This window comes from Citricoccus sp. I39-566, assembly GCF_031432995.1.
In the GTDB taxonomy this organism is placed as follows: Bacteria; Actinomycetota; Actinomycetes; order Actinomycetales; family Micrococcaceae; genus Citricoccus; species Citricoccus nitrophenolicus_A.
The window spans coordinates 3,238,350-3,252,751 of record NZ_CP133842.1 but is presented as its reverse complement, the minus strand read 5'-3'; the positions used below and the strand labels follow the sequence as shown (position 1 = coordinate 3,252,751).

The 14,402-nt window shown below is 70.1% G+C and carries 12 protein-coding genes; 6 read left to right on the top strand and 6 right to left on the bottom strand.

What is annotated here, in order from left to right:
• Positions 1 to 16 precede the first annotated feature (16 nt).
• A complete protein-coding gene (gene coaA, locus RE421_RS14865) occupies positions 17 to 1,075 on the bottom strand; it encodes a type I pantothenate kinase (RefSeq protein ID WP_396134519.1) in 1,059 nt (352 codons plus the stop codon).
• 112 nt (positions 1,076 to 1,187) lie between these two features.
• Here coaA and RE421_RS14860 point away from each other — a divergent pair, with 112 nt between their 5' ends.
• Entirely contained in the window at positions 1,188 to 2,093 is a 906-nt protein-coding gene (locus tag RE421_RS14860) for an SGNH/GDSL hydrolase family protein (protein ID WP_309811694.1), read from the top strand.
• Between the two features lie 58 nt (positions 2,094 to 2,151).
• The gene (locus RE421_RS14855; RefSeq protein ID WP_309811691.1) at positions 2,152 to 2,682 is read left to right on the top strand and encodes a hypothetical protein; all 531 of its coding nucleotides are present in this window, start codon (positions 2,152 to 2,154) and stop codon (positions 2,680 to 2,682) included.
• A 24-nt stretch (positions 2,683 to 2,706) separates the two neighbouring features.
• On the opposite strand, the gene RE421_RS14850 is transcribed toward RE421_RS14855, so the two are convergent.
• From RE421_RS14850 to RE421_RS14840, 3 genes are read right to left on the bottom strand one after another with little or no spacing between them, the layout of a single operon-like run.
• Positions 2,707 to 3,024, bottom strand: coding sequence for a hypothetical protein (locus RE421_RS14850; protein WP_309811688.1), 318 nt, complete (start codon positions 3,022 to 3,024; stop codon positions 2,707 to 2,709).
• The gene (locus tag RE421_RS14845) at positions 3,021 to 4,397 is read right to left on the bottom strand and encodes an acyclic terpene utilization AtuA family protein (RefSeq protein ID WP_309811685.1); all 1,377 of its coding nucleotides are present in this window, start codon (positions 4,395 to 4,397) and stop codon (positions 3,021 to 3,023) included. The genes RE421_RS14850 and RE421_RS14845 overlap by 4 nt, the downstream gene beginning before the upstream one ends.
• On the bottom strand, positions 4,394 to 5,785 hold the full coding sequence (locus RE421_RS14840) for a citrate:proton symporter (protein WP_309811682.1): 1,392 nt from the start codon (positions 5,783 to 5,785) through the stop codon (positions 4,394 to 4,396). Before RE421_RS14840 ends, RE421_RS14845 begins: the two co-directional genes overlap by 4 nt.
• Before the next feature lie 119 nt (positions 5,786 to 5,904).
• Between RE421_RS14840 and RE421_RS14835 the strand changes: the two genes are divergently transcribed.
• From RE421_RS14835 to RE421_RS14825, 3 genes are read left to right on the top strand one after another with little or no spacing between them, the layout of a single operon-like run.
• Positions 5,905 to 6,840, top strand: coding sequence for a LysR family transcriptional regulator (locus RE421_RS14835; RefSeq protein WP_309811679.1), 936 nt, complete (start codon positions 5,905 to 5,907; stop codon positions 6,838 to 6,840).
• 51 nt (positions 6,841 to 6,891) lie between these two features.
• Positions 6,892 to 9,372, top strand: a complete 2,481-nt coding sequence (locus tag RE421_RS14830) for a nitrate reductase (RefSeq protein WP_309811676.1) — start codon at positions 6,892 to 6,894, stop codon at positions 9,370 to 9,372.
• Positions 9,369 to 9,851, top strand: a complete 483-nt coding sequence (locus RE421_RS14825) for a hypothetical protein (protein ID WP_309811674.1) — start codon at positions 9,369 to 9,371, stop codon at positions 9,849 to 9,851. The genes RE421_RS14830 and RE421_RS14825 overlap by 4 nt, the downstream gene beginning before the upstream one ends.
• A gap of 12 nt (positions 9,852 to 9,863) precedes the next feature.
• Here RE421_RS14825 and RE421_RS14820 read toward each other — a convergent pair whose 3' ends face one another.
• Together RE421_RS14820 and RE421_RS14815 are read right to left on the bottom strand one after the other, a co-directional pair.
• On the bottom strand, positions 9,864 to 10,916 hold the full coding sequence (locus RE421_RS14820) for an NAD-dependent epimerase/dehydratase family protein (protein ID WP_309811671.1): 1,053 nt from the start codon (positions 10,914 to 10,916) through the stop codon (positions 9,864 to 9,866).
• Entirely contained in the window at positions 10,916 to 12,181 is a 1,266-nt protein-coding gene (locus tag RE421_RS14815; RefSeq protein WP_309811668.1) for a zinc-dependent alcohol dehydrogenase, read from the bottom strand. Before RE421_RS14815 ends, RE421_RS14820 begins: the two co-directional genes overlap by 1 nt.
• 94 nt (positions 12,182 to 12,275) lie before the next feature.
• Between RE421_RS14815 and glmS the strand changes: the two genes are divergently transcribed.
• Positions 12,276 to 14,147, top strand: coding sequence for a glutamine--fructose-6-phosphate transaminase (isomerizing) (gene glmS, locus RE421_RS14810; protein ID WP_309811665.1), 1,872 nt, complete (start codon positions 12,276 to 12,278; stop codon positions 14,145 to 14,147).
• The last annotated feature ends 255 nt before the right edge of the window (positions 14,148 to 14,402 follow it).

Here is a 14,402-nt window from a genome sequence, read left to right as displayed (position 1 = left end):
CGCGGGGTGGACATCGTCAGACCTTCCTCAGCAGCATGCGGGTGACCGTGTGGCCGGCGTCCTTGGTCATCACCAGCTTGGCGCGGCCGCGGGTGGGCAGCACGTTCTGGATGAGGTTGGGGCCGTTGATGCGGTCCCAGATGTCCTCGGAGGTGGCGGTGGCCTCGGCGTCGGTCAGGGTGGAGTAGCGGTGGAAGTAGCTCTTGGGGTCCGCGAACGCCCCGGAGCGCAGGCGCATGAACCGCTCCGTGTACCACTGCTTGATGGCGGCGGTCTTGGCGTCCACGTAGATGGAGTAGTCGAAGAAGTCGGAGACGCTCAGCCCGGCGGTGCCGTCGGCGCGGACTCGCGGCGGGGCCAGCACGTTCAGTCCCTCCACGATCAGCACGTCGGGGCGATGCACCACCACCTCCTCGTGCGGGAGGATGTCATAGGTGAGGTGGGAGTACATGGGGGCCCGGACCTCCGGGGCACCCGACTTGACGTCGGCGACGAACCGCATGAGCCGGCGTCGGTCATAGGATTCCGGGAATCCCTTGCGCTGCATGAGGCCGCGGCGCTCCAGCTCCGCGTTGGGGTAGAGGAAGCCGTCCGTGGTGATCAGCTCCACCCGAGGGGTGTTGGGCCAGCGGCGCAGCATCTCCTGGAGCACGCGGGCCGTGGTGGACTTGCCGACGGCCACGGAGCCGGCGACGCCGATCACGAACGGGGTGCGCCGCGTGGACTCCCCGAGGAACTCGTTGGAGGCCCGGCGCAGGTGGGCGGCGGCGTCCACGTTGATGCTCAGCAGCCGAGACAGGGGCAGGTAGACCTCGGCGACCTCGCGCAGGGAGAGGTGCTCGCCGATGCCGCGCAGCCGGTCTAAGTCGTCCTGGTCGAAGGGCTGTTCCATCTCATTGGCCAGGCGCGCCCAGGTGTCCCGCTCGAGCTCCACGAAGGGGGAGTAGTGGTTCTCACCGGAGTCCGGTTCGGGCGGGGATCCCGCCCAGGTCACGGGACCGGCTGCGGTGACAGGCGTGGCCTGGGGCAGCCCGGTGCCGGGTGCGTCGGATCGAGTCACCAGTCCATTATCCATGCGGTGCGGCACCCACTGTGACGCGCGACTCGGCCGTGGCGCCGGCGCCCGCACCGGCCCGATACAGGATGTTCCCTGAATGACTCCTGAACAACCGGTAGGATCTGCCCTTGTGAGAGACAAACGAGGGGCATCCCTGCCGAAGAACACCCAGGGCACGTCATCCAAGCTGCAGTGGACGGCACTCATCGTGCTGGTCCTGGCCATCGTGGCCTTGCTCGTGGTTCTCTTCACCCAGCAACAGGACTACCGCGCGGAGGCCGAGTCCGCACGGGACACCGGCTCCGGTCCGTCCCAGGAGGCCCCCGCGAGTTCGGGCGAGGCCTCGCCCAGCCCCTCGGCCACCGAGACCGCCGAGGAGGACGCCCCCGCGGACCCGGTGGACGCCGCCACTGCGGCCGCTCAGGACGTGGTCAACGGCAGTGAGGACGCCGTGATCAACGTGCTCGGCGATTCCACCTCCAACACCAGCAGCGAGTGGGTCTACCGCTGGGCGGACGAGCTCGGCGCCGAGGCCTCCGTCAGCGTGCACACCTGGAACCCGGAGGCCGGCACCTGGTTCCCGCAGACCCGGGACTTCGGCGCGGGCGAGCGGACCATCACCATCTGGAACGGCTCCGCCATCGAGGGCAACCCAGGCTTCCCGCTGGAGCTGGACGGCATGATCGAGCCCGAGGCCGACCTGACGATCCTCAACTACGGGCACTTCGGCCAGCCCGACGTCGTGGCCTCCGCCCTGGACGAGCTGCTCGGGACCCTGGACGCCGGCGGCGAGGACGCCGCCCCCGTGGTGCTGACCGCGCAGAACCCGGCGCTGCCGACCTGGATCGGCTACGCCGATACCAACCGGGACGCCATGCGCGCCGCCGCCGAGGAGCGCGGCCTGCCCGTGATCGACGTGTTCGCCGCCTTCGAGGAGGCTGGCGACTGGGGGTCTCTGCTGGTGGACGAGGTCAACCCGAACGACGACGGCCAGCAGCTGTGGGCGGACACTGTCACCGAGTTCTTCGCGGCCTGAGCCCCACTCACGCCCAGCCACCCTTGCCCTGAGGCTCCAGGACGCGTAGGCAAGGACCATGGACACTTCCCACCATGACCCCAGCCAGCTCCACCAGATCAACCAGGACGAGTTGCAGGACTACCTCAATCACCACCTGCTGGGCGCCAAGAGCGGCATCCGCCTGTTCAAGGCCGCCGCGGACACGTGGGACGGCACCGAGTATGCGCAGGAGTTCCGCGACCTGTCCCGCGAGGTCACGGAGGAGAAGGAGGAACTCGAGCAGCTGATCGATCGGCTCGGGCTCCGGCAGTCGATCGTGGAGAACGCCCTCGGTGTGGCCGCTGGAGCGGCCGGCCGGATGAATCCCGTGAACATCACCCGATCGAAGACCGAGGGCATGACGCAGGTGGAGATGGACATCCTCCAGAGCGCCCTCCATGGCAAGGCCGGCATGTACGCGGTCCTGGAGAAGCTGGCGGAGCGCTTTCCCGACGCCGGCCTGGACCGTCAGCGGATGCAGGACCTCTACCAGCAGGCGCAGGACCAGCAGGCCAGGGTCCGCCGTATCAGCGACGCCACGATGGATACCCGCTTCCTCGCCCCCTGAGCAACGCGCCGAGCGGATCGGCAGCTATCGCGGCCGTGATGGGGGCAGGGGGAGGGTGGCCAGGTGGTAGCTCAGGGTCTTGCCGTGCCCGTCCAGGGTGGCGCTGCCGGTGACGCCGCCGCCCAGGACGCCGGCCAACCGGAACACGAAGGCCCGGACCACTGTCTGCTCCAGGCGCCGGACCTGCCCCGGGCTGCACTGGAAGTGCGCGGCCACCCGTTCCTCGGTCGCCCCTTGACGCAGCACCGCGTACGCCTCCTCGTCCCGGGGGAAGACCGCCAGGATCAGGGCGTCGCCCTTGTCGCCGGCGCGGACGGTGGCCAGGTCGTCGAGGATCATCATGCCTCCAGCATCGTGGTGGTGTAGGGGGCCAGGTGGCGGTCCAGCAGGCAGGAGCGGATGCTGACCTGCTCGGTGACGGATCCGCGGGCACCGCCCCCGCCGGCCGGCCCGTTCGTGTACAGGCTCTCGACCTCCCACGGCACCGCCGCGGCCTGCTGCTCCTCGTCCACGCGGGCGCTGACCCGCAGCCGCACCTCGGGCGGGGACTCCGGAACAGCACCGAGCCCGCGGAACGCCGCACCGGTCCCGATGTACTCGAGTTCGACCGCCTCCTCGGCCAGCCCGTGGACCCGCTGCAGCCGCGCCCGGGTGACCTCGCCGGCCAGCCGCGCCCGCTCCAGCGCGCGCGGGCCGGCGTAGGAGATCTGCCCCTCGCCGAGCCATCCGCCCCGGTAGCCGAGGGTCACCTTCAGCTGGGCGGGCCGGGAGCGCCCCGTGGCCCCGGTGGCCCGCACCGCATCCGGCCCGGTGGTGGTGAAGGAGACCCGGGAGAAGTCCGCCACCACGTCCGGCGTCAGGTACGCGCCCGGGTCGTCCACCTCATACAGCAGCTGCTCCGCGCAGGTCTGCGGGGTGAGCAGCCCGCCGGTGTCCGGCAGCTTCCGGAACAGCGCCTCGCCCCGGGCGTCCACGTCCGCGAAGGGGAAGCCGAGCCGGTCCAGGCCGGGGACGGGCTTGGGGCCCGGATCGGCGAAGTACCCGCCGGTCAGCTGCCCCGCGCATTCGAGCAGGTGTCCCACCAGGGTGCCGCGCCCGAGCAGCTCCACGTCCCCGGGCGTCCAGCCGTGTTCGTGCATCAGGGGGCCGAGGTACAGGGCCGGGTCGGAGACCCGGCCGGTGATCACGACGTCGGCCCCCTCGCTCAGGGCGTCCGCGATCCCCTCCGCGCCCAGATAGGCGTTGGCGGAGACGGCGGCGTCCAGGTCCAGGGGTTCGCCGGTCTCGGCGTCCACCGGACGGGCGCTGCGCACGGCCTCCAGGACGTCGTCGCCGGTCAGCACGGCCACCCTCAGCCCGGTCAGGCTCAGTTCCCGGGCGAGTTCCGTGACGGCCCGGCCGGCCGCGAGCGGTTCGGCGGCGCCGCTGTTGGTGATGATGCGGGTCCCGGCGGCGCGGGAGGCGGGCAGCACGGCGCGCATCCGCGCCAGCAGCCGCGGGTCGTAGCCGCTGCCGGGACTGCTCAGCCGACGGGCGTGGGCGGCGGCGATGGTCCGCTCTCCGAGGCATTCGAAGACGAGGTAGTCCAGCTGACCCCGTTCGGCGAGGTCGAGGGCCGGGTCGATCCGGTCACCGGCGAAGCCCGCGCCGGCCCCGAGGCGGACGGTGGGGGAGCGGTCCGTGCTCGTGGCTCTTTCGGCATTCATGATGCTCATAGGGGGATCGCTCCCGTCAGGATCGCCACGGCCGTCATGACGAGGGTGGTGCCGAAGGCCCAGCCGAACAGGAACCTCTGGTGTTCGCCCAGTTGGACCGAGGTCAGGCCGATCAGGATGAAGGTGGCCGCGGTCAGCGGGCTCAGGGGGAAGCCGGTGGTCATCTGCCCCATGATGGCGGCACGGCCGATGGCGGAGGGGTCCCCGCCGGAGGCCGCGTAGGTCTCGGCCAGCACCGGCAGGACGCCGAAGTAGTAGGCGTCCGGGGTGAACATCAGGGACATCGGCATGCTGGTCAGCGCGGTCAGCAGCGGCAGCAGGTTGGCCAGTCCGGTGGGGATCACGCTCACCAGGGAGTCCGCCATGGCGGTGATCATCCCGGTCCCGCCCAGCACCCCGGTGAAGATGCCGGCGGCGAAGATCATGGAGATCACCAGCAGCACGGCCCTGCCGTGGTCCTCCAGCAGTCGCTGCTGGTCCGCCCACCGCGGGCGGTTGTAGATCAGCGCGATGACGAAGCCCAGGATGAACAGCACGTGCAGGGGCAGGATGTGGGCCACCAGCGCGGCGAGCAGGACGAGGGTCAGCACGAGGTTGGCGACCATCCGCCAGCGGGGCGTCGCACGCCGGCCGGCCGGGCCGCCGTCGTGCGCCAGGTCAACAGCGGCGGCCGAGCCGCCGCCGGAGCCCGTCCCGGCACCTGCCCCGGCGCCTCCGCCGTTGCCGCGGACGCCGGCGACCACGTGCTCCAGCTCATCGGCACTCAGGCTGGCCACCCCGATGCGGCGGCGCTCGCGCAGGCCCAGGTACCAGGCCACGGCGAGGATCCAGACGATGCCGGCGATCAGCGAGGGGATCACCGGGATGAAGATCTCGTCGATGCCGACGTTGAGCACGGCCATGGCGCGGGCGGTGGGGCCGCCCCAGGGCAGGATGTTCATGACGCCGGCGGCCAGTCCCACCACGCCGGCCAGCACCAGGGGCCGCATGCCGAGGCGCTGGTAGAGCGGCAGCATGGCGGAGACCGTGATGAGGAAGGTGGTGGCGCCGTCGCCGTCGAGGGCCACCAGCATGGTGAGGACGGCGGTGCCGACGGTGATGCGGGCCGGGTCGCCCTTCACCCAGCGCAGGATCCGGCGGATGGCGGGGTCGAAGAGCCCCTCGTCCATCATCAGGCTGAAGTACAGGATGGCGAAGGTGATCATCACCGCCACGGGGGTCACCTGGAGGATGCCCTCGGTGGAGAGCTCCCCGAGCTGCGGGCCGAAGCCGCCGATCAGGGCCGCCACCACGGGCACGGCGATCAGCCCGATGAGGACCGAGACGCGGTTGGTCATGGTCAGCACGAGGAATACCACGATGGTGGCGAAGCCCAGAATCGTCAGCATGGGGATCTCCTGGAGGTCATGCCTTCGAGTGTGACGCGCGGCACATGTGCAGCACAAACATCGAAAGCGCATTGACTCATGCATTGCGCTCATCAATACGACCGGCGAGAGTGGGAGGCGTGAACCTCACCGTCCAGCAATTGCGCGCCGTGGTCGTGGTGGCCCGGGAGCGGTCCTTCTCCCAGGCAGGCCGGGTGCTGCACCTGTCCCAGTCCGCCCTCAGCCGCACCGTGGCGGAGGTGGAGGCGCGCGTCCGCGGCCAGCTGTTCGACCGCAGCACCCGCCACGTGGCCCTCACCCCCTTGGGCGAGGAGGTCGTGCGGATCGCGGAGTCCCTCGTGGAAGCCTACGAGACGGGCATGCGCCACATCGAGGGGTATCAGAGCGGCAGTCGGGGGACCGTCAGGATCGGCGCCCTGCCCACCGCCGCCGCCACGCTGCTGCCGCCGGTGGTCGCCGCCTTCCGGCAGGCCCATCCGGACTGCGAGGTGATCGTGCACGACGGCCTGCATGCCCAGGTGGAGCAGATGGTCCTGGCCGGCGAGGTGGACCTGGGCCTCACGGCGGCCGGACCGGAGGGCACGGAGCCCGAGGCGCGCCACCCACTGAGCTTCACGCCGCTGGTCCGGGACGCCTTCCGGTGCCTGTGCCCCCCGGAGCATCCGTTCGCGGCCCGGGAGTCCTTGGCGTGGCAGGAGCTGCGGGAGGAGCCGTTCATCCGGTTCGACACCTCCAGCAGCATCCGCGCCCACCTGGACGCGGCCTTCGGCGAGGTGCCCCACGTGGTGGTGGACGCCCGGAACGTGGCGGCCGTGGGTGGCATGGTCGCCGCCGGGCTGGGCATCAGCGTGGTGCCGGCCCTGGTGGTCCCGCTGGTGGGCTTCGCCGGGATCGCCGACGTGACGGTGACCTCCCCGGCCGTCAAGCGGACCCTCGGCATCCTGGCGCACCGCGAGCGGCCGGTCTCGTCCGCGCTGCGGGCCTTCCGAGCCATGCTCGATGAGGCGCCGTCCGGCGCCCTGCCCCTGCCGCGAGGCGTGGAGTGGGTGGACTGACCGGCGCAGGCACCCTTGTGCACTCCACGAGACGGGCGTAGCAATGGGTGGGTGACTACTACAGATCGCATCGCCGAGCCCTGGGGCACCCGCACCCCCTACGCCGCCGGAGAGTCCTGGCCCGTGCGGGTGGACACCCACCTGGAGGAGGGGCTGGACCCGAGCGAGGTGGACCGATGGGTCCAGACCGCCTCGATCCTGCACTCCAACGGGGACGCCCTGGACGTCGCCGTGAAGGACGGGCGGATCGCCGGGGTGCGGGGCCGGGCCGGGGACCGGGTCAACCACGGCCGGCTCGGCGTGAAGGACCTCTACGGCTGGCAGGCCAACGCCTCCCCGGACCGGCTCACCCGTCCGCTCGTCCGGGTGGACGGCGAGCTGGTGGAGACCGACTGGGACACGGCCATGGACCGGATCGTCGCCCGCACGCAGGAGCTGCTCGAGGAGCAGGGGGCCAGCGCCCTGGGCTTCTACACCAGCGGGCAGCTGTTCGCCGAGGAGTACTACACGCTCGGACTGATCGCCCACGGCGGCCTCGGCACCAACCACGTGGACGGCAACACCCGCCTGTGCACGGCCACCGCCGCCGCGGCCCTCAAGGAGTCCTTCGCCTGCGACGGCCAGCCGGGCAGCTACACGGACATCGACCACGCGGACGTCATCGCCCTCTACGGGCACAACATGGCCGAGACCCAGTCCGTGCTGTGGATGCGCATCCTGGACCGCCTCGCCGGCCCCAACCCGCCCCAGCTGATCTGCGTGGACCCGCGCCCCACCCAGGTGGCCCGCCACGCCGCCGTGCACCTGGCCCCGAAGCCCGGCACCAACGTGGCGCTGATGAACGGCCTGCTGCACGAGCTCATCGCCCACGGCCACACGGACCAGGACTACCTCGACGCCCACACGGTCGGCTTCGCGGAACTGGAGCAGCGGGTCCAGGAGTACACGCCCGAGCACGCGGGCCGGATCTGCGACGTGCCCCCGGAGCAGATCCGCGAGGCCGCCCGCATCATCGGCGGCTCCGAGCGGCTGCTCTCCACCGTGCTGCAGGGCTTCTACCAGTCCCATCAGGCCACCGCGGCCGCCGTGCAGGTCAACAACGTGCACCTGATCCGCGGCATGCTCGGCCGCCCGGGCTGCGGGATCCTGCAGATGAACGGCCAGCCCACGGCGGAGAACACGCGCGAGTGCGGCGGGGACGGGGACCTGCCGGGCTTCCGCAACTGGTCCAATGACGAGCACGTGGCGGACCTGGCCCGGGTGTGGAACGTGGAGCCCTCCCGGATCCCGCACTACGGCCCGCCCACCCATGCGATGCAGATGCTGCGCTACGCCGAGGACGGCTCCATCCGGCTGATGTGGGTCAGCGGCACCAACCCTGCCGTCTCCCTGCCGGAACTGGGCCGGATCCGCTCCATCCTCGAGCAGGAGCGGTTGTTCCTGGTGGTCCAGGACCTGTACCTGACCGAGACGGCCCAGCTGGCCGACGTCGTGCTTCCGGCCGCCACCTGGGGCGAGAAGACCGGGACCTTCACGAATGTGGACCGCACGGTGCACCTGTCCGAGAAGGCGGTGGAGCCGCCGGGCGAGGCGCGGGCGGACCTGGACATCTTCCTGGACTACGCCCGCCGCCTGGACCTGCGGGACCAGGACGGTGGACCGCTGGTGACGTGGCATGACCCGGAGTCGGCGTTCGAAGCCTGGAAGGAGTGCTCGCGCGGGCGCCCCTGCGACTACTCGGGCCTGAGCTATGCCAAGCTGCGCGGGGCCTCGGGCATCCAGTGGCCCTGCACCGAGGAGCATCCGGACGGCACCGAGCGGCTCTACGTGGACGGCGCCTTCTTCAGCGATGCCGCCTACTGCGAGAGCTTCGGCAAGGACCTGGTCACCGGCGCCCCGCTGGAGCCGGGGGAGTACCAGGCGCTGAACCCGGACGCGAAGGCCGTGATCAAGGCGGCGGCGTACCTGCCCCCGCACGAGCAGCCCGGCGAGGACTTCCCGCTGCAACTGATCACCGGCCGGACGCTCTACCACTTCCACACCCGCACCAAGACGGCCCGCGCCCCGCAGCTGCAACGGGCCGCCCCCGAGGTCTGGGTGGAGCTCTGTGCTGCGGACGCGGACGCGCTGGGGATCGGCGAGGGTGATCTGACCGAGGTCGCCACGCCGCGGGGCGCGGTCCGGGCCCAGGCACGGATCACCGGCATCCGCCCCGGGGTGCTGTTCCTGCCGTTCCACTACGGCTACTGGGACACCGGCGGCGGCTATGCCCCGCTCGACGACGGCCGGGCGGCCAACGAGCTGACCCTCACCGACTGGGACGCGGTCTCCAAGCAGCCCATCTTCAAGACGGCGGCCGCCCGGATCCGGCGGCTCGCGGACGGGCAGGGCCCGGCCCCGGCACCCACGACGACGGCCTCGGCCCCGGTGCGCGACGTCGGCTTCCGCACGGCGGGGGACCACACCGCGCACGCAGACGAACAGCTGGCCGGCGCAGGCGGTCCCGCGGGGGCCGAGGGGAGGGCGTCATGAGGATCGGACTCGTCCTGCACGAGCTGCACCGCTCCGAGCACGACCTCGCCCAGGAGCTGCTGCACGCCTCCGAACGCCACCGGGTGGACCACTCGATCTACCACCTGGGCCAGGATCTGGCCGAGTGGTCCCGGCAGCACGTCCGGGAGATCGCGGACATCGCCCGGGACTACGGCCAGGACCTGGACCGGGAGCCGAAGGCCGAGCTCGCGATGGGCCGGCGGCTGAGGGAGCGCGCCAGCGAGTTGCTGGGCCGCAAGGGCTTCCCCGAGCTGGCCCTGCTGCACGACCTGCGGCAGATCTACATCCAGGCCTGCGGCGTCTCGGCCGACTGGGAGATGCTCGCCCAGGCGGCCCAGGGCATCCAGCACCTCGACCTGCTCGCCCTGGCCCAGCGCTGCCACCCGGACACCCAGCGGCAGATGAAGTGGGCCAACGCGGCGATCAAGGAGAACTCGACGCAGATCCTGGTGAGCTGAGGATCCTCCTGGCTATTCCAGCGGCGAGCTCGAGCGGTGCCCCGCGTTGCCCAGCCCCTCGTTGCCGTCGAAGTGATCCAGCAACGCCCGGATCGCCTGCTGCGAGCTGACGGTCTCCTTCCACCCGGTCACCTCGCGCAGACGAGAAGTGTCCATGATCGGCACCGTTGTGGCCATGTCCACCCAGCCCGGGTCCGTCGGCTGTAGCCGCGCCGCGTATGTCAGAGCCGCCAGCGCCTTGAACACGCCCACCGGCAGCTCCAGGTACCGGCGAGAACCCAGCAGCTGGCCCATGGTCTGGGCATCCAGCACGGGCTCGGCGGCCACGTTGAAGGCGCCGCCCGCCTTCTGCCGGACCACCTGCCAGTACGCCTCCGCGATGTCCACGGCCGCCACGGCCTGGAAGCGGATGCCGGCCGGGAACGGGAGCACCGGCAGCCGCCCCACGGCCAGCAGCCAGGTCAGTAGCCCGGCGGGGAGCAGATCCCCGATGAAGTAGTCCTTAATCTCCGGTGCGGGCACCGCCCCGAAGATCAGTCCCGGCCGCAGGCGGGTCACCAGCACCTCGGGGTTCTCCGCCTCGAACGCGTCCAGCAGGGACTCCACCTCGGCCTTCTGCGCCCCGTAGTGGGAGGTGGGCGTCCCGGTGGTCGGGTGCGACTCGGGCACCCCCACCTCCTTGGACCCGGCACCGTAGGCTCCGATCGAGGAGGCGTAGACCAGGTGCGGGACCCCGGCGTGGGCCACCGCCTGGAACACCGTGCGGTTGCCCTCCACGTTGACCGCCCGCAGGAAGCCGCGGTCCCGGTTGGGACGGATCACCCACACCAGGTCGACCACCGCGTCCGCCCCGCGCATCGCGGTCTCGAGGCGCGGGCCGGCATCGGGATCCGTGACGTCGATCTTCAGCCACTCCACGCCCTCGAAGGGCGGGCCGGCACGGTCCGGGCCGCGCCGGGAGACCCCGACGATCGAGTCCACCTCGCCGGCGGCCTTGGCGGCCTGGAGCCGGTGCAGCAGGGCGGTGCCCGCGTTGCCGGTGGCACCGAGGACGACGACGCGCATCAGCGACCGCCGTCGGCTTCGTGGGATCCGGCGTCCGCGGGGAACCTGGTGGTCGTGCCCTCCGTGCCACCCGTGGCGTTGGTGCTGAGCTCGGGCTTGAGGACCACCTTGATGCAGCCGTCCTCCTTCTTCTGGAACGTCTCGTACATCTCCGGGGCGCGGTCTAACGGCACCTGGTGGGTGGCCAGGTCCAGGACGCCGAGCGGATCGGAGGGGTCGTCCACCAGGGGCATGAGGTCGTCGATCCAGTGCTTCACGTTGCACTGGCCCATGTGCAGGGCGATCTGCTTGTCGAAGAGTGTCAGCATCGGCATCGGGTCCGCCATGCCACCGTAGACGCCGGACAGGGAGATGGTCCCGCCGCGCCGTACGGCTTCGATGGAGGTCTGCAGGGCGTCGAGCCGGTCCGCCCCGGCGGTTTTCATGGCCAGTCGGCCGATGGCGTCCGGCAGGAGCCCGACGGCGGCATGGGCCACTCCCGCGACCGGCGAACCGTGCGCTTCCATCCCCACGGCGTCCAGCACCGCGTCGGGGCCGCGCCCATCCGTGGCCAGACGCAGGCGCTCGACGAGGTGCTCGTCCTGGTCGGCCGTCTCGATGCCGTGGCGTTCGGCCATGCCCCGGCGCTCGGCCACCGGGTCCACGCCGATCACCCGGTAGCCCAGGTGCTTGCCGATCCGGGCCGCGAACTGGCCGACCGGGCCCAGGCCGATGACGGCGAGCGAGCCGCCCTCGGGTACCTGGGCGTACTGCACGCCCTGCCAGGCGGTGGGCAGGATGTCCGAGAGGTAGAGCCACTGCTCGTCCTGACCGGTGTGGGGAACCTTGATGGGCCCGTAGTCCGCGTTGGGGACCCGCAGGTACTCGGCTTGGCCACCGGGGATGGAGCCGTAGAGCCGCGAGAAGCCGAACAGGGTGGTGCCTGAGTCCTGCTCGCGGACCTGGTTGGTCTCGCACTGGGACTGCAGTCCGCGCTCGCACATCCAGCAGTGTCCGCAGGAGATGGTGAAGGGGATGACGACGCGGTCACCGGGGGAGAGGTTGGTCACCCCCGAGCCGACCTCCTCGACGATGCCCATGGGCTCGTGACCGAGGATGTCGTCCTTGTCCATGAACGGGCCGAGGACCTCGTAGAGGTGCAGGTCGGAGCCGCAGATGGCCGAGGACGTGATGCGGATAATGGCGTCCGTGGGTGCCTGGATCACCGGATCCGGGACGTTCTCGATGGTGACGTGCCGTTTGCCTTGCCAAGTGAGTGCTTTCATGGTCGCCACGCTATGGGTGTCTGCGTCGATGTGTGAACCCCCTGGGTGTGGTCGATGCACGGCGTCACGTTCCCGGCGGGATAACCTAGTGCCCATGTGTGGAATCGTCGGCTACATTGGCCAGCCCTCTCAGTTGAACCAGCACTCGTCCCTGGACGTGCTCATGGAAGGCCTCAAACGCCTCGAATACCGCGGATACGACTCCGCGGGGATCGCCGTGGTGGCCGACGGCGCGGTGGAGCACCGCAAGAAGGCCGGCAAGCTGGCGAACCTCTCCACCGAGCTGGAAGAGCGACCCGTGCCGGTGGCCTCGGTGGGCATCGGCCACACCCGGTGGGCCACGCACGGTGGTCCCACGGACCTGAACGCCCACCCACACCTGGCCGACGACGACCAGCTCTCCGTGATCCACAACGGCATCATCGAGAACTTCGCCGAGCTGAAGAAGGAACTGCTGGCCCACGGCGTCACCTTCCGCTCGGAGACCGACACCGAGGTGGCCGCAGCCCTCCTCGGCCACATCTACCGCACCGAGGCCGGACAGGACCTGACCAAGGCCATGCAGCTGACGAGCCAGCGCCTCGAGGGTGCCTTCACCCTGCTGGCCGTCCACGCCGACCACCCGGACCGCGTCGTCGCGTCCCGCAAGAACTCCCCGCTGGTCGTCGGCCTGGGCGAGGGCGAGAACTTCCTCGGCTCCGACGTCTCCGGCTTCATCGACTTCACCCGCCGCGCCGTCGAGCTCGAGCAGGACCAAGTCGTCACCATCACCGCGGATGCCGTGGAGATCACCGACTTCTCCGGCAACCCGGCCCAGGGCAAGGAGTTCACCGTGGACTGGGACGCCGCCGCTGCAGAGAAGGGCGGCTTCGCCACCTTCATGGAGAAGGAGATCCACGATCAGCCGCACGCCGTGGCGGACACCCTCCTGGGTCGCAGCGACGCCGAGGGCAACCTCATCCTCGACGAACTGCGCATCAACGAGGACGAGCTGAAGTCCATCCGCAAGATCATCGTCTTGGCCTGCGGCACCTCCTCCTATGCCGGCATGGTGGCCAAGTACGCCATCGAACGTTGGTGCCGTATCCCCGTGGAGGTGGAGCTGTCCCACGAGTTCCGCTACCGCGACCCGATCATCGACGCCAACACCCTGGTGGTCTCCATCTCCCAGTCCGGCGAGACCATGGACACGCTGATGGCCGTCCGCTACGCCAAGGAGCAGGGCGCCCGTACGGTGTCCATCTGCAATACCAACGGTTCCACCATCCCGCGTGAGTCCGACGCCGTGCTCTACACCCACGCCGGGCCTGAGATCGCGGTGGCCTCCACCAAGGCCTTCTTGGCGCAGATCACCGCTGCCTATCTGCTGGGCCTCTACATGGCCCAGCTGACCAAGAAGCTGTACAGCCAGGAGATCAAGGACATCCTGGCGGACCTGGCGGAGATCCCTGCCAAGGTCCAGCAGATCCTGGACAACGCCGAGCAGATCAAGGAGCTGGCCAGGGCCATGGCGGAGGCCTCCTCGGTGCTGTTCCTCGGCCGCAACGTAGGCTACCCGGTGGCCCTCGAAGGCGCGCTCAAGCTCAAGGAACTGGCCTATATCCACGCCGAGGGCTTCGCCGCCGGTGAGCTCAAGCACGGCCCCATCGCGCTGATCGATGAGGGACAGCCGGTCTTCGTGGTGGTGCCTTCCCCGATGGACCGCCACTCGCTGCATGCCAAGGTGGTCTCCAACATCCAGGAGGTCCGCGCGCGCGGTGCCAAGACGATCGTAGTAGCCGAGTCTGGCGACGAGACGGTCAAGGAATATGCGGAGCAGGTCTTCTACGTTCCGGAGACCCAACCAATGCTCATGCCGCTGTTGACGACTGTCCCGCTGCAGATCTTCGCCTGCGAGCTGGCCACGGCCAAGGGCTATGACGTGGATCAGCCGCGTAACTTGGCGAAGTCGGTGACGGTGGAGTAATCCGAATCACTGTCACGGTTTGACGTGGGCGGTTTATCTTCCGTTCATCCAGCATTCGTCTATCTGTCAGGAATCGTGCCCCTGCAGAACCTGATGCACTCGAAATCGTTCGACGTTCACGTTTCGGGTTGTAGGCCGTGACGTAGTATTTGTTTGTCATTCTGCCGTTCGCCTGAGGGGGCGGCGGCGGAGGAACGGCATCCGAGGGGTCAAGTGCTCTCTCGGGCTCGCACACCTTGGAGGACCATGAATCGG

What these genes read in the sequence shown, in the direction of transcription:
- RE421_RS14855 (WP_309811691.1), top strand. Translation starts at nt 2,152, where the DNA reads ATGGACACTTCCCACCATGACCCCAGCCAGCTCCACCAGATCAACCAG.
- RE421_RS14825 (WP_309811674.1), top strand. Translation starts at nt 9,369, where the DNA reads ATGAGGATCGGACTCGTCCTGCACGAGCTGCACCGCTCCGAGCACGAC.
- RE421_RS14850 (WP_309811688.1), bottom strand. Translation starts at nt 3,024, where the DNA reads ATGATGATCCTCGACGACCTGGCCACCGTCCGCGCCGGCGACAAGGGC.
- RE421_RS14815 (WP_309811668.1), bottom strand. Translation starts at nt 12,181, where the DNA reads ATGAAAGCACTCACTTGGCAAGGCAAACGGCACGTCACCATCGAGAAC.
- RE421_RS14845 (WP_309811685.1), bottom strand. Translation starts at nt 4,397, where the DNA reads ATGAGCATCATGAATGCCGAAAGAGCCACGAGCACGGACCGCTCCCCC.
- coaA (WP_396134519.1), bottom strand. Translation starts at nt 1,075, where the DNA reads ATGGATAATGGACTGGTGACTCGATCCGACGCACCCGGCACCGGGCTG.
- RE421_RS14820 (WP_309811671.1), bottom strand. Translation starts at nt 10,916, where the DNA reads ATGCGCGTCGTCGTCCTCGGTGCCACCGGCAACGCGGGCACCGCCCTG.
- glmS (WP_309811665.1), top strand. Translation starts at nt 12,276, where the DNA reads ATGTGTGGAATCGTCGGCTACATTGGCCAGCCCTCTCAGTTGAACCAG.
- RE421_RS14840 (WP_309811682.1), bottom strand. Translation starts at nt 5,785, where the DNA reads ATGCTGACGATTCTGGGCTTCGCCACCATCGTGGTATTCCTCGTGCTG.